Origin of the sequence: Achromobacter sp. GbtcB20, assembly GCF_019091095.1 — a bacterium.
In the GTDB taxonomy this organism is placed as follows: Bacteria; Pseudomonadota; Gammaproteobacteria; order Burkholderiales; family Burkholderiaceae_B; genus Achromobacter; species Achromobacter mucicolens.
In genome coordinates this window covers 115,547-135,352 of record NZ_JAGXJZ010000001.1, presented here as the reverse complement: position 1 = coordinate 135,352, position 19,806 = coordinate 115,547, and the positions used below count along the sequence as shown (strand labels likewise).

Sequence of the window (19,806 nt, the reverse complement as noted above, 5' to 3'; positions counted from 1 at the left end):
AAGGGACGTACAGCAGTTACATGATGCAAACACAAGAAATTTACTGCCCGATCCGTTTCAAATCGCGCATAATCGCCAAGTGCAGCGCATATTGTCGAACCGTCCAGATCGGACGGCATACGGCACGACGGACGTCCTTTGCGACGCACTTCGTGGCGAATCGCGGCGCAATCACCCGCAGCCTCCCCGGAGGCCGCTCAAACCGGAACAGGACCCCAGCACGACTAGACGCCGGATCACCGGCGCGGCGCACGCAAAGGTCAAACGCGGATACGTCGTGCCACCCGGCGTATATGCGAGGAGTACGCGCATGAGCATTACCTATCGCCCCCCTTTTGACGAAGACGATGAACGGGATCTGCGCGCCCTGTACCGCAAGCCGGGTCCCGGCGCCAATCCGGAACTGGATGCAGCGGTGCGCCGCAGATGGCACCCTGGCCATAGCTGGCACCCCGGTTGGGGCGCAGCCGCTTGCGCCGTGATGGTGGCAGGGCTTTTCGCCTGGACCGACATGCGCGAAGCCATCGACGACACCGAACCCCAAATGCAACTGGTTGCCGTGCAGGCAAACGAGGCAACCCCGGAGGCCGCCTCGACGCCGGCCACACCAGCCAGCGACGCGCCGCCCCTGCGCCGCGTCGTCGCCTTGCAGCAAGAACCGGCGGTTCCCGCCCAACCGGCCACGGCGCAGCCTGCTGTGGCCGTCGTTGCGGCGGCTCCAGCCCCAGCAGCGGCTGAAACGGCGGCAACCGTGACGGCGGCCCAGGAAGCGGTGCCGGCCGCCGCCCAGGAAGCGCCCGCGGAATCGCAACAGGTGGCCGCCTTCACCGAGCAGGACATCGAGGCCCGGGTGGCCCAGATTCGGGGCCTGATCGTGGACGACCGCGAAGAAGACGCCGTTCACGCATTGCGCGAATTGCAGCGCGGCGCGCCGGATTTCACCCTGCCGGACGACCTGCAAGAGCTGTCCCGCCAGAACCCGGCGTGACGCCCGGGGCCGGCCCCTGCGCCGGCCCGCCGCCGCGCCCGCGCGGGCCGCACCCAGGCCCGAAGAATTGAGCATTTTTTGGGCGGCTTCTTGCTAACATAGCCGCCATGAGTCCGAGCTTCCACCACCGCAATCTTCCCCATTTGCTGCTCTATGCGCGCGAAACGCTAATGGCGCATTTCCGTCCCGTGCTGCACGCGGCGGGCGTCACCGAACAGCAATGGCGAGTGTTGCGCACGCTGAGCGAAGTGGGCTCGCTGGAACCCAACCAGATCGCGCGCGCCTGTCAGATTTTGAGCCCCAGCCTGACGCGCATGCTGGCCGGCATGGAAGAGCAAGGACTCATCAAGCGCACGCGCTCCAGCGCCGACCAGCGCCGTCAGGAAATCTCCCTGACCGTCAAAAGCAACAAGCTCATCGACCGCATGCGTCCCATGGTCGACGCGAAGTACCAGGAAATCGAAGAAAGGATCGGCAAGGAATTGCTGGATCGCCTGTACCGCGACGTGGACGCCATGGTCGATCTCATCAAGCGCGACGGCCCCACGCGCGATGCCGGCACGCCCTGAGCGCGTAGTCTCCCCCTCCTTCCCTTCCCACTCGATCCCACGTCCATGGACCTCCTGACGAATTCGTTCAAGCAAGCCCTGCGCGACCGCAAACCTCAGATCGGCCTGTGGGCCGGCCTGGCCAGCGCGTACACCTCGGAAATTCTTGCGGGCGCCGGCTTCGACTGGCTGCTGATCGACGGCGAACACGCGCCCAACACGCTGGACTCCACCTTGGCCCAACTGCAATCCGTGGCGGCCTACCCGGTGGCGCCCGTGGTGCGCCCGGCCTGGAACGACCCGGTCCAGATCAAGCAGATCCTGGACACCGGCGCGCAGACGGTGCTGGTCCCCATGATCCAGTCGGCCGAGGAAGCCGCCGACGCGGTGGCCGCCGTGCGCTATCCGCCGCAAGGCATTCGCGGCGTGGGCAGCGCGCTGGCGCGCGCGTCGCGCTGGAACCGCATCCCGAACTACCTTGAACGCGCCAACGACGAAATGTGCGTGCTGGTGCAGATCGAAACGCCCGCCGGCATCGAGGCCCTGGATGCGATCCTTGCCGTGGACGGCGTGGATGGCGTCTTCATCGGACCTGCCGATCTGTCGGCCAGCATGGGATATCTGGGCCAGCCGGAGCATCCGGTGGTCGAAAAGACCATCGATGACGCGATTGCGCGCATCGTGCAGTCCGGCAAGGCCGCGGGCATCCTGCACAGCGGGGTGGCGCAGGCCAAGCATTATCTGTCCTTGGGCGCCACCTTCGTGGCGGTGGGCGTGGACGCAGTGCTGCTGGCACGCGCGGCCGAAGCGCTGGCGGGCGAGTTCAAGGAAGCGGCGGCAGTGGCCGCGGGCAAGGGTCCGTACTGACGCGCGCGGCGGCGCGTCCACCACAACCAGACGCCGGTCACGCTCAGCACCAAGGTAACGACGCCGACCAGCGCGACCGCCAACTGCAAGGGCCAGCCCCAAAGCGCCGCCATGTGCAGGCTGGTCAACCAATGCTTGACCGTGTCGCCCGCTGCCCGACCCGTTGGCAGATGGCTGCCCGCCAGCTGTCCGTCCGCGGCACTGAACACCACTGACGTGGCCCCGCTGCGGGTGCGCAGATCGCGGCTGCTGCGCACACTGTAGCGATAGAGATTGCGGCGCGCATCCAGCGCCAACCAATGTTCGCCAAGCACGGCAAACCCCTCTCGGGCGACCAGCTGCGCCATCAGTTGCCGGCCGGCATCGCGCGCCTGCACGGGCGGCATCGGATCGCCGGCCGTGCCGGATGCGCCGCGCCGCGGATCGGGCTGATAGCTCAAACCGGCGCGCATCACCGGATCGTAGACCGCCGGCAGGTTGAGCGCGACGCTGCTCCACGCCATCACCGTCAAGGCCGCCCACAGCCACAACCCGCCGGCGCGGTGCAGATCGAAATTGCGTTTGTGCGGACCGCCCTGCCAACGGATGCGCCAGGCCGGCGCCCAACGCTGCCACAGGGACGAGGACATGGCCGGCTTGCGCGAGCGGTTTCGAGGCGGCAGCGTGAGCCAGGCGCCGACAAATCCATCGAGCGTCCAGGCCAATGCGACGATGCCGAGCAACAGTTCGCCGATGCCCTCGAACAGCAACGCCGTATGGATGCGATGCAAGAACGGCATCAGATTGCGCAGCCCTTCGCGCAGATCGCCCCAGCGGCGCTGGCCCAGAATGGCGCCATCGTACGGGTCGACAAATACCTCGTGCAACACGGGTCCTGCGGCGCCGTCCTCATGCAGCCAGACCGGGAACGCCACGCTGCGTCCGGCCTGTCCGCCAAGCGGCGTGGCGGGCATCGCCGCCCCCGGCACAAAGCGGGCCACGCGCTCGCGCAGCGTCAGGGCGTCAAGCCGCGCGTCGTCGGCCGTTGGCGGCGACACGCGGTGCAGCGCGGGGGCCGCGGCGGCGTCCAGCGCTTCATACCACGCGAGCGGAATGCCAGTCAGGGCCACCAGGCCGAGAAAGCCCGCCAGCACCAGGCCGGTCCAGCGATGCAGACGCAGCAGCGCCGCGCGCACGGTCACCAGCGGTAGCTCACCGTGCCGATGATGCGGCGCGGCTCGCCGTAGTTGCAGAGGCCGTTGTAGCAAATGGACGGGATGTAGGTCTTGTCCATCAGGTTGGTGACGTTCAGCGCATACAGCCACGGACCGCTTTCATAACTGACGCGCGCATCAATCAGGGTGTAGCCCGCGCCCCCGAGCGAACCGCTGGACGGCCGGTCTGGGCGCGCCGACACATAGCGCACGCCCGCGCCGGCCTTCAAACCCATCAACACCCATTCCGACAGGTTCACGTCGGTCCACACGGACGCGGCATGCCGGGGCGTGTTGAAGCGCTCGCCCTCCTCGCCCGGCAGGTTGCTCTGGACCACGCGGGCGTCGGTGTAGGTGTAGGCGGCAATCACATCGACCTGCGGCGTGACGCGGGCTCGCGCCTCGAGCTCCAGGCCGCGAGAGCGCACCTTGCCGGTCTGCACCAGAAAGGTCGGATCGACCGGATCCGGCGTGAGCACGTTCTTGCGCTCCAGGTTGAAGAGCGCGGCGCTCAGCATCACGTCTTCACCCGCGGGCTGGTATCGGATGCCGACTTCGTACTGCGTCCCGCGGCTGGGCTCGAAGCTGCCGTCGTTGCGATCGCGGCCGCTGGTGGGTTCGAACGACTGGCTGAAACTGGCATACGGCGCCAGGCCGTTGTCGGCCAGGTACACGACACCCGCGCGGCCCGTGAATGCCGAGTCCTTGTCGTTCGAATTGGTGGACGGCGCATGCAGGGCGCGATTCTCCGCGCGCACGTTGTCATGCCGCCCGCCCAGCAGCACCACGACCTTGTCCGCAATCTTGATCTGATCTTGCAGGTAGATGCCAAGGCGATGCTCGGTGTTGCGGCGCTGCTGCCAAGGCAAGGCCACGACGTCGCCGGGCAGGTACACCGGATCGAAAACATCGATGGGCGGCAGATTGCCGCGCAGGCGGTCGCTGTTGTAGGTCGAACGCGTGTAGTCGAAGCCTGCAAGAAACGTCTGCGTGACGGGGCCGGTCTCGAAGCGCTTCTCGATGTTGGTGTCGATCGTCTGCACCGTGGTGCGGTCGTTAAAGCCGCGTGCGGAGCGGGCCACCCGGCGCTGCGTCGCCGCATCCACGTCGCCCTGCAACAGGACATAGCGCATGTTGAGGTCTGCGTCGTAATAGCGCATCGACTGGCGGAACTTCAACGTGTCGTCGAACGCGTGCTCGATCAGCACGGCCAGCGAGGTCGATTCGATATCGAATCGATTGTGGTTGGGCTCGCCCAGAAAGCGCGACCGCGGGATCTGGCCGTTCGGGTTGGTCCAGAGCGAACCGGTGACCGGCACTTCCGGCGGATTGAACGTCTTGCTGCGCTGATAGTTGGCCAGGAGCGTGACCGAAGTGGCCGCCGTCGGACGCCACGTCAGGGCGGGCGCGAAGTAGGTGCGATCATCGGAGCCGTAATCGACGAACTGCTTGCTTTCGCGGAACAGGCCGGTCAGACGATAGGACCACACGCCAGCCTCATCGATGGGGCCGCCGATGTCCGCGGAAATCTGCCGGCGGTCGAAGCTGCCGCCGTCCACATTGATTTCACCCATCGATTCGCCGGGCGGGCGCTTGGTCACGGTGTTGACGATGCCGCCCGGCGCCGCGGCGCCGTACAGCACCGATGACGGGCCCCGCAACACCTCCACGCGTTCCAGGCCGTACGGCTCCTGCTTGCCGTTGTACTGATTGATCATGTAGCGCATGCCGTCGCGGTAGTAGCTGCCGGTCTGCGGGTTGGCCTCGAAGCCGCGGATGAACATCGTGTCTTCGAAGACCGAGCTCTTGGCGACGAGGCCGGGCATGATGCCGGGGGTGTAGCCCAGCGCCTCTTGCAGGCTCTGCGCCTTTTGATCACTGATCTGCGCTGCGCTCACCACGGAAATCGATTGCGGCGTTTCGATGATCGGCGTGTCGGTCTTGGTGGCCGTCGCGCTGCGCGTGGCCGCGATGCCCAGCACCGGGCCGTCCGGGCGTTCGATCTGGGCGGTGACCGCAATGGGTTCCAGCAAGGTCACGTCCTGGCGCCCCTGCCGCAGCACAAAACCGCCGTCGGGCAGGCGTTCGGCCACGAGACCCGTGCCGGTCAGCAGCGCCGCCATGCCGGCTTCGGGCGAATAGCGGCCGCGCACGCCGGGGCTATGGCGGCCGGCGCTCAGGTCGCCGTGGCCGCTGACGAACAGACCGGCTTCGGCCGAGTACAGATTGAGCACCTGGCTCAATGGGCCGGGTGGAATGTCGAACTGGCGGACCTGGGTTTCGGCCGCCTGCGCGTGGACAGCGCTGACGGGCGCCGCGACGCCCAGCGCCACGCCGATCGCCAGCGCCAGCGGAAGGATGCGCGCACGGCGGATCGGACGGAGGGGAAAAACAATCAGGGGGTTGGTCATGCCACGAATCCGCGATATGGGTGTTGAATTGCCCATAGGCCGGATGAGCGCGGCAAAAGCGGCAAACTAATTTGTAACGGCGGGATCTCAGCGTGGCTGCAGGGTCGTCCACCACGGCATCGGCTGACTGATCCGCAGCGGCAAGGCCTCGCTCAGCAGGCGCAGCGCGCGATCGCTGTCATGCAGAGGGAACGTGCCCGTCACGCGCAGCGCGGCCACGTCGTCGGCGCAGCCCAGATGCCCGCGGCGGTATCGCGCCAGTTCCGCCACGACCTGCGCCAGCGGTGCCTCCTCGAATTGCACGATGCCGCGCGTCCAGTTGTGGTCGGCGGCTCGCAGCGCCGCGGGCGCCTCGATGCCTTGCGCGCCGCCACGCATGCGCATGCCGGCGTCGACCCGATAGCCCGCCGGCGGCGCGCCCGTGAAATGCGCCTGCACCGCGCCCTCCAGCACCGCCAGCGTGGTTTCTCCATCGAGGCTGCGCACGTTGAACCGCGTGCCCAGCGCCTGCATCCGGCCTTCAGGTGTGTCCACCACGAAGGTGCGCCCCGGGTCGGCCGCGGTGGCGATCATGATCTCGCCGCGCAGCAGCACCAGGCGGCGCTGGTCGCGGGTGTAGTCCACCTTCACCGCGGTATCGGTATTGAGCCGGACTCGGGTGCCATCGGCAAGCTGGGCCTCGTGCGAGCCACCCACCGGCGTGACCAGGTCCGCTTGCCAGGCCGCCCAGGTGCGGCGCCCCACCGGCGACTGCGCGGCGCCCAGGCCCAGCAGTCCTGCCGCGCCCGCGATCAGCGCAACCGTCAGCAGCCGGCGGCGCTCACGCCGGCCCTGCGCCGCGGCGTTCAGGCTGGCGACGCTGGCCTCCCGGCCCATCGGCTGCGCGATCAACGCATCGAATTGCGCGCCCACGTCCTCAACGCGCTGCCACGCCCGGCGATGCGCCGTATCGGCGTCCAGCCAGGCCTGCCAGCGCGCGCGATCCGCCGCGCTGGCCGCGCCCGAGGTGAGCAGCGCGTACCAACGCGCGGCCGCTTCCAGGATGCGTGAGTCGACGGCGGCGGCGCTCATCGGCTACTCGCCGTGCCGCGGCACAAGCCGTCCGGCTGCAGGTCGGTGTCGAGCAGAAAGCACAGCATGGCCTGTGCAATGTCGTTGCGGACGGTCCGTTCGGACACCCGCAATTGCGCCGCGATCGCCTCGTGCGTCATGCCGTGGATGCGATGCATCAGGAAGGCTGCGCGCGCGCGCACGCCCAGGCGATGAAGCTTGCGATCGATCTCGACCAGCGCCTGGAGCGCCTGGACCTGCACTTCGGGGGATGGGTGGGTGACTTCAGGACGCGCCGCCAGGGTCTCGGCCCATGCGTGCTCGATGTCGCGGCGGCGCCAGAAATCGACCAGCAGGCCACGCGCGATGGTGGTCAGGAATGCGCGCGGCTCGCGCACGTCGGCCAGCGCATGGCGTCGCACCAGCAAGGTCACGAAGGTGTCTTGCGTGAGGTCGGCGGCCTGATGATTGTCCTGAAGACGGCGATTCAGCCATTTCTGCAACCAGCCGCAATGCGCGGTGTACAGGGCAGAAAGCGATGCGGCAACTGCGTGCTCTCGGTCCGACACGGCGAGCATCCAAAATGGAAATGATAGTTATTATTATACAAACAATGGCGGGTCCGGTTGGACAGGTTCCCCTGCCCGGCGGGACGCGCGCGCGAAACGTTCGCAAGCACCGCCGGCCAAAAAAAACGCACCCGAAGGTGCGTTGTTCATGCGGGCAGCGCCGGGATTCATGAACGCCCGGCCAGGCTGCCGCCGCCGTCCACGCCCAGGACCTGGCCGGTAATGAAGCCGGCGTCGTCCGACAGCAGGAAGGCAATTGCTGCCGCCACTTCGGCCGGCGTGCCCAGCCGCTTCATGGGCACCGATGCCAGCGCCCGCTTTTCGTTGTCGCTGCCGGCGGGCCGGGTGGCGCGGAACATTTCGGTTTCGATGGGGCCCGGCGCCACGGCATTGGCGGTGATGCCGTATTCGGCCAGTTCCAGCGCCCAGGTGCGCGTGCAGCCCACCAGCGCGCTCTTGGCGGCGGAATAGGCGGTGCGGTCCAGTGCGCCGTGGATGGAACGGCTGACCACGTTGACGATGCGCCCGGCGCGGCGGGCCTTCATGGATTCGATGAACGCCTGCGTCACCTGCACCGCCACGCGCACGTTCAAGTCCAGCACGTTGTACAGCGTGGCCAGGTCGATTTCGCCCAGGGGCTGCGGCGACACGATGCCCACATTGTTGACGACGGCGTCGACCGGGAATTTTTCGCGGATTTCGCGCAGGACTTCTTCGGTACGGCCGGCGTCGGCCAGATCACAGGCGTACAGGTACCCCGGAAAATCGACGTCGGCCGTGTTGCGCGCGATGCCCACCACATGACAGCCCATGTCGGACAACCGCTGAGTAAGCGCCCAGCCTATGCCTTTGGTGGCGCCCGTAATGAGCACACATTTGTCCTTCATGGGATGAAACCTCGCAGTCTGTTTTCTTGGTCAAAAACGGGCGCCTGAGCGCCCGGTTTTCAAAGTAGACACCATCCGGCGTCGTGTGTCTTGTAATTTGCGTAGCAATTCTTGCCCACCGGACGCGTCAGGCATCCCGGGTGACCGGGACCCGCGGGGCCAGGGCGCAGAGCAATTCGTAGCCGATGGTGCCGGCCGCGCTGGCGACCTCATCCACCGAGGGGCCGTCTTCGCCCCATAGGCAAACCGGCGAGCCAACGCCTGCGGACGGCACGGGCCCCAGGTCCACGACCAGCATGTCCATCGACACCCGGCCCAGCAATTGGGTACGGATGCCGGCGACCACGACCGGCGTGCCGGTGGAGGCGTGACGGGGGTAGCCGTCAGCGTAGCCGCAGGCCACGATGCCAATGCGCATGGCGCGTTCCGCGCGGAACAAGGCGCCATAGCCCACCGAGTCCCCGGCCTTGATTTCCTGGACGGCGATGATTTCCGAATTGAGCGACATGGCGGGCTTGAGCCCGAACGACGCGGCTTCGGCGTCCGCAAACGGCGACGCGCCGTAGAGGCAGATGCCCGGGCGCACCCAGTGCGACTGGCTCTCGGAGCCGACGGCGATGTCGGCAAAGCGCAAGGCGGCGGCCGAGTTGCAGACGCTGATCGCGCCCGGCAGCTTATGTGTCACCGAATTGAAGACGCTGAGTTGTTCGTTCACGCCCTGCGGCCCGTCCGCGCAAGCGAAATGGGTCATCTTGCCGACCGAGCCCAGCGTGCCCTGCTGTTGAAGCAGCATGGCGCGCTCGAAGGCGGCGGGAAAGGCCGCCGGGGTGAAACCGAGGCGGTTCATGCCGCTGTTGAGCTTGAGCATGATGTCCACGCGGCGCGACAGGCGGGCGCGGGCCAGCATGTCGAGCTGATCGCGTTGATGGACGGTGGTGCTGAGGTGGTAGCGGTCGACGATGTCCAGGTCGGAGGGGTTGAAGAACCCTTCGAGCAGCAGGATCGGCCCGCCCCAGCCGGCCTCGCGGCAGCGCACGGCCTCTTCGAGGTCGAGCATGGCCAGGCCCTGCGCCTTGGAAAAGCCGGCCACCGCCTGTTCGATGCCGTGTCCGTAGGCGTTGGCCTTGATGACGGCCCAGATCGATGGCGGCACCCCGCCGGCAGCGGCGGCGGTCTGGTCCAGGTGGCGGCGCACGGCGTCAAGGTTGTGCGCAAGGGCAGAAACGGAAACGGTAGCGGAGATTGGGCGCGGCATGGTGTGAGATCCTGTGGCGTCCAAGTCTAACTGATCCGGCGCCCCCGTCGGCAGGCGGTCAGATCAAGCGCGGGCGACTACTCTAAAATGAGACCGTTTTCCGCTTTGCGCCGTCTTTGCAGACCTGGTCTGTTCACAGGCTACTTTCCATGTCCATCGATCACTACGAGAATTTTCCCGTTGCCTCGCTGCTGCTGCCGCGCAGGCTTCGCGGCGCCGTGACCGATATCTACCGGTTCGCCCGCGCCGCGGACGACATTGCCGACGAAGGCAGCGCGACCGACGAGGAGCGCCTGGCCCAACTGGCCGCGTTCCGCACCGAGTTGCACCGCATCGGCGCCGAACCCGGCACGCCCCCGGCGCCCGGCCTGCCGCCCCTGTCCGACATCTTCGCGCCGCTGGCGCAGACGATCGCCCGGCACCAGTTGCCGATCACGCCCTTCTACGACCTGCTGTCCGCCTTCGAGCAGGACCTCACCGTCAAGCGCTACGAAGACTACCCTGCCCTCATGGACTACTGCAGCCGCTCGGCCAATCCGGTCGGGCGCCTGATGCTGCACCTTTTTGAAGCCAGCACGCCGCAGAACATCACCGAGTCCGACGCCATCTGCACGGGCCTGCAGCAGGTGAACTTCTGGCAGGACGTGCGGGTGGACTGGCACAAGCACCGCGTCTATCTGCCACAGGAAGACCTGCGCCGCCACGGCGTCTCGGACGAAGACCTGGCCGCCTGCCGCCTTACGCCCGCCTGGCGCGAGCTGATGGCCTTCCAGGTCGAACGCACGCGGGCGCTGCTACACTTCGGCGCTCCGCTGGCGCGCCGCCTGCCCGGCCGCATCGGCCTGGAGCTGCGCCTGGTGGTGCAAGGCGGGCTGCGCGTCCTGGAGCGGATCGAGGCGAGCGGCTACGATGTTTTCATGAATCGCCCCGAATTGGGCGCCAAAGACTGGGCCATCATGTTGTGGCGCTCCATCAAGTAACAGGCCGTGCCTAATGACCCCTGACGAGTATTGCCAGGAAAAAGCCGCCAAAAGCGGTTCCAGCTTCTACTATTCCTTCCTGTTCCTGCCTCCCGAGCGCCGGCGCGCCATCACGGCCCTGTACGCGTACTGCCGCGAAGTGGACGACGTGGTCGACGAATGCACCGATCCGTCGCTGGCGCGCATCAAGCTCGCGTGGTGGCGCACGCAGGTCGACCAGATGTTCGACGGCAAGCCCGATCACCCCGTGACGCGCGCACTTCAGCCGCATCTGGAGACCTGTTCGATCACCCGCGCCCGCCTGCTGGCCGTGATCGACGGCATGGAAATGGACCTGGACCAGACCCGCTACCTGGACTGGCCCGGCCTGCGCAAGTATTGCTGGCATGCCGCCGGCGTGGTGGGCGAGCTGTCCGCCGGCGTGTTCGGCTATTCCGATCCCAAGACGCTGGTGTACGCCGAAAAGCTGGGCCTGGCGTTCCAGATGACCAACATCATCCGCGACGTGGGCGACGACGCGCGCCGCGGCCGCATCTATATCCCGGTCAACGACATGCAGCAGTTCGAGGTCAAGGCCTCGGACATCCTGAATGGCGAGTATTCCGACCGCTTCAGCGCGCTGATGAAGTTCCAGGCCGACCGCGCCCGCGAGCTGTACCGCGAGGCGATGAGCAACCTGCCCGAGGCGGACCGCCGCGCGCAGCGGCCCGGACTCATGATGGCCGCCATCTACCACGCGCTGCTCGACGAGATCGAGCGTGACAACTGGCAGGTGCTGCACCAGCGCATTTCGCTCACGCCCCTGCGCAAACTCTGGCTTGCCTGGAAAACCTGGGTGGGCGGCGGACGCGGCCTGGTCCGCCGGTTGGCGCGGTGAAGGCGGCAGTCATTGGCGCGGGCTGGGCCGGGCTGGCGGCCAGCGTCGCCCTGCGTGAAGCTGGCGCGAAAGTCACGGTGTTCGAGGCCGGGCACACCCCGGGCGGACGCGCGCGACGCGTCTTTCACGACGAATTCGATGCACCGCTGGACAACGGCCAGCACCTCTTGTGCGGCGCCTACAAGGAAACCCTGGCGCTGATGCGCCGCGTGGGCCGCAACCCGGACGCCCTGCTGATGCGGCGCCCCTTGCGGCTTGCCAGCCTGGATGGGCGCTTTAACCTGTCCGCACCTCGCATTCCGGCGCCGCTGAACATGGCCCTGGCCGTGCTGCGTGCGCGCGGCCTTTCGTGGGGCGACCGGTTTGCGATGCTGCGCCTGATGCGCGGCTTGAAGACCATGTCCTGGACGCCGCCGCGCGACTGGACGGTGCTGCACCTCTTGCACTATCACGCGCAGTCCGACGTGCTGATCCGGCAGGTATGGGAACCGCTATGCCTGGCCGCGCTGAACACACCGATCGCCAAGGCCAGCGCCGTGCTGTTCGCCCGGGTGCTGCGCGACAGCCTGGCCGGCGCGCGCGAGGACAGCGATCTGCTTCTGCCCTGCACCGACCTGTCGGCGCTGTGGCCGGACGCCGCCGCCCGCCAGGTCACCATGCGGTATGGCAGCACGGTGCGCCAGCTGCATCCGTCAGCCGATGGCATCGACATCAACCAGGAACGCTTTGACGCCGCCGTGCTGGCCGTGCCGCCCAGCTTCGCCGCGCGGCTGCTGGACGGCCCGCTACGCAAGGCCGGCGCCCCCGGGCTGCTCGATGCGCTCAAGGCCTTCGACTACCTGCCCATCGCGACGCTGAACATCCGCCTGGCAAGCCCGTGGCGCTTGCCCGAGCCGATGATGATGCTGCGTGAGGACGCGGCCCGCGGTCATGCCGGCCAGTGGGTGTTCGACCGCGCCCAGCTTGCCGGCGATACCAAGGCCGGCGAACTGGCGCTCGTAGCCAGCGCCGCGGTCGGCATGGGCGAACGCAACCGGCGGCAGGTGATCGAAGCCCTGATCGACCAGGTGGCCGAACAGGCCGCCGCGCATCCGCTCAGGCTGCCGCCGATGCCGGACGTGTCGGCCGCCGAACTCTTCATTGAAAAGCGCGCGACGTTCGCCGCGGTGCCAGGACTTATCCGCCCGCTGAACTCCACGCCGTGGCCCACGCTGGCGCTGGCCGGCGACTGGACCGACACGGGCTACCCCGGGGTGCTGGAAGGCGCCGTGCGCAGCGGCTTGCTGGCTGCCCGCGTGCTCAACCCCCGCGCGGACTGAAAAGGCCGGACGAATCGCGCGTCGCCCTCGCCTTGAAAAGGCCGGTCAGCCGGCCTGCTAGTCGAACAGGTCGGCTTGGCGCGGGTCCGCCGGGGCCAATTCATGGCCGATCTGCGCGGCGACATCGCGCAGGATGTTCTGCGCAAGATTGAAGGCGGTATTGGCCGCCGGCACGCCTGCATAGATGGCGTTCTGCAGCAGCACTTCCTTGAGTTCGTCGGGTGTCAGGCGCGAGGCATCCTGCACCGTCAGCGCGGCGCGCACGTGCAGCTCGAATTCTTCCCATCGGCCCAGCGACAACGTCACCGCCAGCACCATCATGCGCCGCGCCTTGTGCGGCAGGCCGGGGCGGCTCCAGATGTCGTGCCACGCGTAGCGCGTGATCATGTTCTGGTAGTCGGCAGTGAACGTAGTGGCGCGATCGAGCGATCGCTGCACCCATTCATCGCCCAGCACGGCGCGGCGGTTCGCCAGGCCGCGTTCGAAATCGTCTTGCCGGCTCATCAGGTCAATCTCCATTCGGATCGGGGGCTGGCGCGTGCAAACGATGCCGCGCCCGCCCCCGGAGGATCAATTCACCTGGATGTTATTGGTTTTCACGACCTCGGCCCAGCGGGACTGTTCCGCATCGACAAACTTGGCGAAATCGGCGGCGCTGCTGCCGACCGGCGTCAGGCCCAGCTTGGCGAGCTTCTCGCGGGTATCGGGACGCGTCAGCGCCTTTTGCACGAGTTCCTGCAGCTTGGCCACCACTTCCGGGCTGGTGCCAGCCGGCAGGAAGAAGCCGTTCCACTCGACCACGTTGAAGTTCTTGATGCCGGCTTCGCCCACCGTCGCCACATTGGGCAGTTCGGGCATGCGCTTGTCCGACGAGACCGCCAGCGCCTTCAACTTGCCGCCGCTGACGTAGTTCAGGCTGGACGCGGCGTTGGCGAAGTAGACGTCGACCTGACCGCCCATGACGTCCACGATGGCCGGTGCGCCGCCCTTGTAGGGCACGTGCACCATATCCAGGCCCGCATCCTTCTTGAGCAGCTCGGCGGCCATCTGCGCAAGGCTGCCCGGTCCATAGGACGCAAACGTCAGACGGCCGGGCTTGGCGCGCGCGGCATCAATGAAGTCCTGCAGGTTGTTGAAGCTGGAGCCCGGCGCGGCCACCAGGATGTTGGGCACGCTGATGGCCTGCGAAACCGGGATGAAGTCTTTCTTGGCGTCGTAGGGCAGCTTGCGCAGCACCGGATTGATCGCGAAGGACGACGCGTCGAACAGCACCGTGTAGCCGTCGGGTTTGGCCCGCGCCACAAACGCCGCGCCGATGGAACCGCTGGCGCCGCCCTTGTTCTCGATCACCACGCTCTGGCCGGCGACCTCGCCCATGCCTTGCGCGATGATGCGCGCGGCGTTGTCCGCGCCGCCACCGGCGGAATACGGCACCACCACGGTGATGGGCTGCTCCGGATAACCGGCGGCGTTCGCGGTGCCAAACGTGGCGCCAAATGCGGTGGCCAGGCCGATGGCGGCTGCCAGCGGGCGAATGGCGGCCAGGGCCGTGCGACGGGTTTTCTTCATGTGTGCTCCTCGGATCTCCCCTGCGGGGATGTTCAATCGTTCAAGGGTCGTGGCGCGATCCGTCGTCAGACGGTCGCGATGGGGTTGACCGGCGCGCCCACCAGACCGGGCACGTACATGGGCGCCGCGGTCAGGAAGAAGGCATGCCGGCCGTGCTGGCGCAACCATTGCGCCAGCGGGGTCAGGTGCCAGAGCTCGCCCAAGGGCAGGCCCAGCTTGAAAAGACATTGCTCGTGCAAGGGCAGCAGCGCGCCCTTGCCCGCGTCCAGGTGATGGTTGCGCAGCTCGACCGCATGGTTGTCGGCGGCAATGGCCGCGATGCGGCTGTCCTTGATCCACGCCAGCAGGTCCGCATCCGCGCCGTCCAGCACGCAGCAGCTGGTCTTCAGCCGCTCCTGCGCGTCATCGCCCAGCGTCAACGCCAGGTCGGCCAGGCCGGTATGCAGGCACAGCACATCGCCGGGCCGGACCTCGACGCCATCGGCCCGCATCACGTCCATCAGATCGCGGTGGGATACCTTGCGCTGCGCATCGCCAAAATGCGCGCGCAGGTCCACCATGACGCCGCGTCCCTGGATGCCGTGGCGCGCCATCGGCGCAATCGACAGGTCGCGCGTGCCGGTAAAGCCTTCGGCTGCGGGCTCGCTGACCGTGAAGCCGTTGTAGCCGGTGGGCTGCGGCTGGCCCGTGCCGTGCGCGTCATACATGGAACCCACGTGGCCCAGCGCGTCCCATTGCGTGGAATATTGCGGCGACAGCGTGACGCGGTCATCGCTGATGACGTCGGTGGCGCCCGGCACGTCGCGGTCCAGCGGATAGCGGTAGACCGGCACGCCGTTCTTTTCGGCCGGCTGGATCACCGGCCCCTTGCGGCGCGGATTGAGCACTGGCGCGCGCGGCACGGTCAGCGGCAGGCTCAGCGAGAACGACATCCCCGTGCGGATCTCGGCGACGGCGGCCAGGCGCGCCTGGCTGTCCAGATGGTTCAGCGTGCCCAGCTGGTCTTCCGGGCCGAAATCGCCCCAGTTCGATCCATCCGGACGGCGCAGATACCGTTGCGCTGCATTCATGATTTGTGTCTCCTCGCCCTTTTTGCCGGACGATGCTTTTGATGTTTGTTACGGCTTATTGCACCACGGAGGCGTGCAGCAAGTGGTCGATTTCGTCCGCGGTGTATCCCAGGGCGGACAGAATTGTGCGGCTGTGTTCGCCCAATCCCGGCGCGGCGCGTCCGGCGGCATCTTGTCCGGCTTCATGGGCGGCTGCTTGCGCGCCATCCTGCACGGCGCCGCCGAAGTGCGCCCATTGCGCCAGCCCGAGATAGTTACCCGCCTGCTCGCTGCGATAGGGGCGCATGAATCCCATCGCCTCCACCTGCGGGTGGTCGAACATGTCTTCAACAGGCCGGACCTCCGCGCACGGCACGCTCTGGCCGAAGCGCTCAGCCCATTCGCGGGCCGAGGCCCGCGCCAAGGCCTGGCGCACCAGCGGCACCAGCACTGCCGCCTGCGCGGCGCGCTTTTTCACCGTGTCGTAATCGGGGTGGTCGGCCAGATCGGGCAGGTCCAGATGGCCGCACAGCGCGCGCCAGAAATGCGGCGTATTGGCCGAGATGTAGAGATGGCCTTCGCGCGTGGGATGGATGCCCGTGATCCCACCCGAGCGCATGTCGCGTTCGATGCTGCGCGGTTCGCCCTCGGCCCACACCAGACGGGCCGATTGCATCGCCAGCGCGCTGCCCAGCAGCGACACTTCGATGGCCTGCCCCCGCCCGGTTTTCTCGCGCTGATAGAGCGCGGCGGACACACTATTGGAGATCAGCGCGGCGCCGTAGTAGTCGACCACCGATCCGTACAGCACTTCGGGCGGGCCGTCGGGCTTGGCTTGCGCCGCGCACATCCCGGTCATGGACTGCAGCACCTGGTCATAGCCGGCGTGGCGCGCCATCGGACCGGCCGCGCCATAGCCCGTCATCGCGCAGTAGATCAGGCGCGGGTTGATGGCGGCCAGCGTCGCGAAGTCGATGCGCAGGCGTTCGGGAACGCCCGGCCGGAAGTTGTGGACCAGCACATCGGCCTCGCGCACCAGCCGGACCAGCACCTCGTAGCCTGCCGGGTCCTTCAGGTTCAGGCACAGGCCGCGCTTGTTGCGGTTGATGCCCAGAAACGCGCGGCTCTCGGCCGGCAGCGTCGACGGGTACTTGCGCAGGTTGTCGCCTTCGGGTGGTTCGACCTTGATGACGTCCGCGCCCATGTCGCCCAGCAGCGCGCAACCGTAGGGGCCCGCGATGTAGGCGCTCAGATCCAGGACCTTGACGCCGGCCAGCGGCAGTTGACCCGGGGTTTCAAATTCCATCATGCAATTCATCCGATAAATGGCTCGGCCGCGCGTCGCGCAGACCGGTTCAGGCGGCCCGCCCGGCCGCCAGCAATACGTCGCGGGCGCGGCGCACGAAAGGCGCATCGATCATCTTGCCGTCAAGCAAAAAGGCGCCCACGCCCGCCTGGGCCTCGCTCGCCGCAACGATCCGTTCGGCCGCGCCGATCTCTTCGGCGCTGAACCCGAACACCTCGTTGGCGATGGCGACCTGGCTGGGATGCACGCAGGATTTGCCCAGGAAACCGAGGGATCGCGCCAGCTGCGCTTCAGCGCGAAAGCCTTCGCCGTCGCGCACCCGGGCATAGGCGGCGTCCATGGCGTACTTGCCCGCGCAGCCGGCGCCAAGGCGCAACGCCAGCATCACCGCGCGCAGCGTTTCGGGCTGGTAGCGGTCGATGCCCAGCGGTTCAAACAAGTCGGCCAGACCCAGTTGCAGGCCGGCAACGCGCGGATGCGCCGCCGCCAGCTCGGCCGCGCGCGCCAGCGCCTGCGGCGTTTCCACGGTGACCAGCAGTTCGCCCTCGAAGCCGGCCTGCGCGGCGCGCGCCGCGGCCTCGCGGAGCGCATCGGCGGACTCGACCTTGGGCAGATTCACCATGTCGATCGGCAAGCCGCCCAGCGCATCCACGTCTTCGGGGAAATACGACGTGTCCGCCGCATTGACGCGGACGATAATTTTCTTGGGATGTTCCGATTGCGCCGCCCGGAAAGCCGGCGAGGCCAGCCAGTCGGCCAGCGCTTGGCGCGCCGCTGGCTTGCGCGCGGGCGCGACGGCGTCTTCCAGATCGAAAGACAGCGCATCTGCTTCGCTGGCCAGGGCTTTGTCGAATAGTTCCGGGCGCGACGCCGGCACAAAAAGCTTGCTTCTCATTGTGGTCTCCTGGGCGCATTGTGATCGCGCGGGCGCTTGCCAGGGGAAAGCGGGCATACGATAAAAAGATAGAATTCCTATCATCATGAATACCGACTTCCTGCACACGCTATCCGCCGTCGCCCAGCACGGCTCCATGGCCGAGGCCGCGCGCCGGCTTGGCTTGACGCACGGCGCCGTGGCGCAGCAGGTGCGCAAGCTGGAACAGGAGCTGGGGGTGCCGCTGGTCGCGCGCGCCGGTCGCACCGTGCACCTGACGGCCAAGGCGATCGAGCTGATCGAACCGATGCGCGAGGTCCTGGAACGCATCGAAAAGATCCGGTACCTGGCGCGCTCCGGCGAGATGATGGGCGAGCTTCGGCTGGGCGCCGGCAACACGGCGCTGAACTCGATGGTGCCGGCCATTCTGGAACACCTGGTCGGACGCCATCCGCTCATCAGCGTGGAGATCCAGCCCGGGCATTCCGCCCGCTTCTATCCGGCCATCGAAAGTGGCGAGCTGGACGCCGCCATCGCGCTGGAGGCGCCCTACCCCCTGTCCAAGAGCCTGGGCTGGCAGTTGCTGCGCGAAGAACCCTATGTGCTGGCGGCCGCCCCGCGCCATGCGGGCCGGCACCCGCATAGCCTGCTGACCGCGGAGCCGTTCATCCGCTATCAGCGCAGCGACTGGAGCGGACGCCATGTCGACGACTACCTGCGCCGCGTCGGCATCACGCCGCGCGACCGGTTCGAATTGAACGCGATCGAATCGATCGCGGTCATGGTGAGCCGGGACCTTGGCGTGGCGATCCTGCCCCAGTCCACCAACGGCACGATCGAACGGCTGGGCCTGTTGGCCCTGCCGCTGCCCGAGCACTGCGAGCCGCGCCGCTTCGGGCTGATCTGGTCGCGCGTGTCGCCGCGCCTGGCGCTGATCCAGGCTTTCCGGGACATTGCCATCATGGAGTACGCCAAGGCGCCAGGAACGGGCAACGCGCCGCCGCAGTGACCGCAGGTAGGGCAAACGCGCTGGCGCGCCCCGTGCAGTCTTCCTATACTTGTATTGTCCTCAATACAACATATCAGGAGACAACTCATGCCGGGACTGCATCGAATCGCCGCGGGCTGCGCGCTATTGGCCGCATGCGCCATGCCGCTGGCCCCCGCCCTTGCCCAGAACGACGCCATCAGGCTGGTGGTGGGCGCGCCGCCGGGCGGCACGACCGACACCGTGGCGCGCAGCATCGCGCAGCACATGGCGCTGGACCTGAAACGCCCCGTGGTGGTCGAAAACAAACCGGGCGCGGGCGGCAACATTGCCGCGGACTACGTGGCCAAGAGCAATCCCGACGGGAACACCTTGCTGGTCACGTTCACCAGCTTCTCCATCAACGCGACGCTCTACCGGAACCTGCCCTTCGACCCCGTGGCCGATTTCACGCCCATCAGCATGCTGGCCAACGTGCCCAGCGTGCTGGTCGTGCGCAAGGATTTCCCGGCGCGCACCATGCCAGAGTTCGTCACGCTGGTGAAGGGCAGCCCCGGCAAGTACACGATGGCGCTGGGGGCGATCGGATCCTCTCTGCACATGGCCGGCGAGCGCATGAAGATGATGGCGGGCCTGGACATCCTGAACGTGCCGTACAAGGGCACGGCGCCCGCCATCACCGACCTCTTGGGCGGCCAGGTGGACATGATGTTCGCCAGTTCGCTCAATGCGCTGCCGCACATCAAGAGCGGCGCATTGCGCGCGCTGGGGGTGTCCAGTCCGAAGCCGCTGCCGCAGTTTCCCGGCGTGCCGCCCATCGGCGATACCATCACGGGTTTCGAATCGAACGCGTGGTTCGCGCTCTTCGGTCCCGCGAAGCTCCCGGCCGACAAGCTGGCGGCGCTGAACGCGGCCGCGCGCAAGGCCGTCGATACGCCGTCGTTCCGCAAACTGCTTGAGGGCGAGGCCGCCACCGCCGTGAGCAGCAGCCCGCAGGAACTGGACGAGTTCGTGCGCCAGGACATCGCGCGCTACGCCGAGATCGTCAAGTTCACCGGCGCGACCGTCGACTGAAC

18 protein-coding genes and 1 pseudogene are annotated in these 19,806 nt (G+C 67.4%); 8 read left to right on the top strand and 11 right to left on the bottom strand.

Going from position 1 to position 19,806, the window contains the following annotated elements:
• Positions 1–310 precede the first annotated feature (310 nt).
• The 3 genes from KVT32_RS00645 to hpaI all read left to right on the top strand — a co-directional run bounded on the left by KVT32_RS00645 (position 311) and on the right by hpaI (position 2,403).
• Complete coding sequence (locus KVT32_RS00645; RefSeq protein ID WP_217617507.1) at positions 311–988, top strand: hypothetical protein; 678 nt, start codon at positions 311–313, stop codon at positions 986–988.
• Positions 989–1,095: 107 nt separating this feature from the next.
• Positions 1,096–1,557 carry a homoprotocatechuate degradation operon regulator HpaR gene (gene hpaR, locus KVT32_RS00640; RefSeq protein WP_056324211.1) on the top strand — a complete coding sequence of 154 codons (462 nt, stop codon included), beginning with the start codon at positions 1,096–1,098 and terminating at the stop codon, positions 1,555–1,557.
• A 45-nt stretch (positions 1,558–1,602) separates the two neighbouring features.
• Complete coding sequence (gene hpaI / locus KVT32_RS00635; RefSeq protein ID WP_152384817.1) at positions 1,603–2,403, top strand: 4-hydroxy-2-oxoheptanedioate aldolase; 801 nt, start codon at positions 1,603–1,605, stop codon at positions 2,401–2,403.
• Positions 2,404–2,426: 23 nt separating this feature from the next.
• On the opposite strand, the pseudogene KVT32_RS32040 reads toward hpaI, so the two are convergent.
• The 6 genes and pseudogenes from KVT32_RS32040 to alr form a co-directional block, all read right to left on the bottom strand.
• A pseudogene (locus KVT32_RS32040) lies at positions 2,427–3,578 on the bottom strand (PepSY-associated TM helix domain-containing protein); the annotation flags it as partial.
• Positions 3,579–3,580: 2 nt separating this feature from the next.
• Positions 3,581–6,007 (bottom strand): TonB-dependent siderophore receptor, encoded by a 2,427-nt coding sequence (locus tag KVT32_RS00630; RefSeq protein WP_217617506.1) that lies wholly within the window; start codon positions 6,005–6,007, stop codon positions 3,581–3,583.
• Positions 6,008–6,094: 87 nt separating this feature from the next.
• Entirely contained in the window at positions 6,095–7,078 is a 984-nt protein-coding gene (locus tag KVT32_RS00625) for a FecR domain-containing protein (RefSeq protein WP_217617505.1), read from the bottom strand.
• On the bottom strand, positions 7,075–7,626 hold the full coding sequence (locus KVT32_RS00620) for a sigma-70 family RNA polymerase sigma factor (RefSeq protein ID WP_255452443.1): 552 nt from the start codon (positions 7,624–7,626) through the stop codon (positions 7,075–7,077). Before KVT32_RS00620 ends, KVT32_RS00625 begins: the two co-directional genes overlap by 4 nt.
• A 167-nt stretch (positions 7,627–7,793) precedes the next feature.
• Positions 7,794–8,513, bottom strand: coding sequence for an SDR family oxidoreductase (locus KVT32_RS00615; RefSeq protein WP_056324199.1), 720 nt, complete (start codon positions 8,511–8,513; stop codon positions 7,794–7,796).
• Between the two features lie 127 nt (positions 8,514–8,640).
• Positions 8,641–9,768: an alanine racemase gene (alr, locus tag KVT32_RS00610; protein ID WP_056324196.1), complete on the bottom strand. Its 1,128-nt coding sequence runs from the start codon at positions 9,766–9,768 to the stop codon at positions 8,641–8,643.
• Positions 9,769–9,917: 149 nt separating this feature from the next.
• On the opposite strand from alr, the gene hpnC reads away from it, so the two are divergent.
• Genes hpnC through hpnE form a run of 3 tightly spaced genes read left to right on the top strand, consistent with a single transcriptional unit; the run spans position 9,918 to position 12,944 of the window.
• Positions 9,918–10,748 (top strand): squalene synthase HpnC, encoded by an 831-nt coding sequence (hpnC, locus tag KVT32_RS00605; protein WP_142054634.1) that lies wholly within the window; start codon positions 9,918–9,920, stop codon positions 10,746–10,748.
• Between the two features lie 13 nt (positions 10,749–10,761).
• Positions 10,762–11,625, top strand: coding sequence for a presqualene diphosphate synthase HpnD (gene hpnD, locus KVT32_RS00600; protein WP_056324191.1), 864 nt, complete (start codon positions 10,762–10,764; stop codon positions 11,623–11,625).
• Complete coding sequence (gene hpnE / locus KVT32_RS00595) at positions 11,622–12,944, top strand: hydroxysqualene dehydroxylase HpnE (RefSeq protein ID WP_217617504.1); 1,323 nt, start codon at positions 11,622–11,624, stop codon at positions 12,942–12,944. The genes hpnD and hpnE overlap by 4 nt, the downstream gene beginning before the upstream one ends.
• 57 nt (positions 12,945–13,001) lie before the next feature.
• On the opposite strand, the gene KVT32_RS00590 is transcribed toward hpnE, so the two are convergent.
• The 5 genes from KVT32_RS00590 to KVT32_RS00570 all read right to left on the bottom strand — a co-directional run bounded on the left by KVT32_RS00590 (position 13,002) and on the right by KVT32_RS00570 (position 17,763).
• Positions 13,002–13,448, bottom strand: coding sequence for a carboxymuconolactone decarboxylase family protein (locus KVT32_RS00590; protein ID WP_152384824.1), 447 nt, complete (start codon positions 13,446–13,448; stop codon positions 13,002–13,004).
• Between the two features lie 66 nt (positions 13,449–13,514).
• The gene (locus KVT32_RS00585; RefSeq protein WP_152384825.1) at positions 13,515–14,513 is read right to left on the bottom strand and encodes a tripartite tricarboxylate transporter substrate binding protein; all 999 of its coding nucleotides are present in this window, start codon (positions 14,511–14,513) and stop codon (positions 13,515–13,517) included.
• 65 nt (positions 14,514–14,578) lie between these two features.
• Positions 14,579–15,583 carry a cyclase family protein gene (locus KVT32_RS00580; RefSeq protein ID WP_217617503.1) on the bottom strand — a complete coding sequence of 335 codons (1,005 nt, stop codon included), beginning with the start codon at positions 15,581–15,583 and terminating at the stop codon, positions 14,579–14,581.
• Positions 15,584–15,638: 55 nt separating this feature from the next.
• Entirely contained in the window at positions 15,639–16,868 is a 1,230-nt protein-coding gene (locus KVT32_RS00575; protein ID WP_217617662.1) for a CaiB/BaiF CoA-transferase family protein, read from the bottom strand.
• A gap of 49 nt (positions 16,869–16,917) precedes the next feature.
• On the bottom strand, positions 16,918–17,763 hold the full coding sequence (locus KVT32_RS00570; protein WP_217617502.1) for a CoA ester lyase: 846 nt from the start codon (positions 17,761–17,763) through the stop codon (positions 16,918–16,920).
• 85 nt (positions 17,764–17,848) lie between these two features.
• On the opposite strand from KVT32_RS00570, the gene KVT32_RS00565 reads away from it, so the two are divergent.
• Entirely contained in the window at positions 17,849–18,751 is a 903-nt protein-coding gene (locus tag KVT32_RS00565) for a LysR family transcriptional regulator (protein ID WP_217617501.1), read from the top strand.
• 87 nt (positions 18,752–18,838) lie between these two features.
• Positions 18,839–19,804: a tripartite tricarboxylate transporter substrate binding protein gene (locus tag KVT32_RS00560; RefSeq protein WP_152384827.1), complete on the top strand. Its 966-nt coding sequence runs from the start codon at positions 18,839–18,841 to the stop codon at positions 19,802–19,804.
• The last annotated feature ends 2 nt before the right edge of the window (positions 19,805–19,806 follow it).

What these genes read in the sequence shown, in the direction of transcription:
- KVT32_RS00645 (WP_217617507.1), top strand. Translation starts at nt 311, where the DNA reads ATGAGCATTACCTATCGCCCCCCTTTTGACGAAGACGATGAACGGGAT.
- hpaR (WP_056324211.1), top strand. Translation starts at nt 1,096, where the DNA reads ATGAGTCCGAGCTTCCACCACCGCAATCTTCCCCATTTGCTGCTCTAT.
- hpaI (WP_152384817.1), top strand. Translation starts at nt 1,603, where the DNA reads ATGGACCTCCTGACGAATTCGTTCAAGCAAGCCCTGCGCGACCGCAAA.
- KVT32_RS00630 (WP_217617506.1), bottom strand. Translation starts at nt 6,007, where the DNA reads ATGACCAACCCCCTGATTGTTTTTCCCCTCCGTCCGATCCGCCGTGCG.
- KVT32_RS00625 (WP_217617505.1), bottom strand. Translation starts at nt 7,078, where the DNA reads ATGAGCGCCGCCGCCGTCGACTCACGCATCCTGGAAGCGGCCGCGCGT.
- KVT32_RS00615 (WP_056324199.1), bottom strand. Translation starts at nt 8,513, where the DNA reads ATGAAGGACAAATGTGTGCTCATTACGGGCGCCACCAAAGGCATAGGC.
- alr (WP_056324196.1), bottom strand. Translation starts at nt 9,768, where the DNA reads ATGCCGCGCCCAATCTCCGCTACCGTTTCCGTTTCTGCCCTTGCGCAC.
- hpnC (WP_142054634.1), top strand. Translation starts at nt 9,918, where the DNA reads ATGTCCATCGATCACTACGAGAATTTTCCCGTTGCCTCGCTGCTGCTG.
- hpnD (WP_056324191.1), top strand. Translation starts at nt 10,762, where the DNA reads ATGACCCCTGACGAGTATTGCCAGGAAAAAGCCGCCAAAAGCGGTTCC.
- KVT32_RS00590 (WP_152384824.1), bottom strand. Translation starts at nt 13,448, where the DNA reads ATGAGCCGGCAAGACGATTTCGAACGCGGCCTGGCGAACCGCCGCGCC.
- KVT32_RS00585 (WP_152384825.1), bottom strand. Translation starts at nt 14,513, where the DNA reads ATGAAGAAAACCCGTCGCACGGCCCTGGCCGCCATTCGCCCGCTGGCA.
- KVT32_RS00580 (WP_217617503.1), bottom strand. Translation starts at nt 15,583, where the DNA reads ATGAATGCAGCGCAACGGTATCTGCGCCGTCCGGATGGATCGAACTGG.
- KVT32_RS00575 (WP_217617662.1), bottom strand. Translation starts at nt 16,868, where the DNA reads ATGGAATTTGAAACCCCGGGTCAACTGCCGCTGGCCGGCGTCAAGGTC.
- KVT32_RS00570 (WP_217617502.1), bottom strand. Translation starts at nt 17,763, where the DNA reads ATGAGAAGCAAGCTTTTTGTGCCGGCGTCGCGCCCGGAACTATTCGAC.
- KVT32_RS00565 (WP_217617501.1), top strand. Translation starts at nt 17,849, where the DNA reads ATGAATACCGACTTCCTGCACACGCTATCCGCCGTCGCCCAGCACGGC.
- KVT32_RS00560 (WP_152384827.1), top strand. Translation starts at nt 18,839, where the DNA reads ATGCCGGGACTGCATCGAATCGCCGCGGGCTGCGCGCTATTGGCCGCA.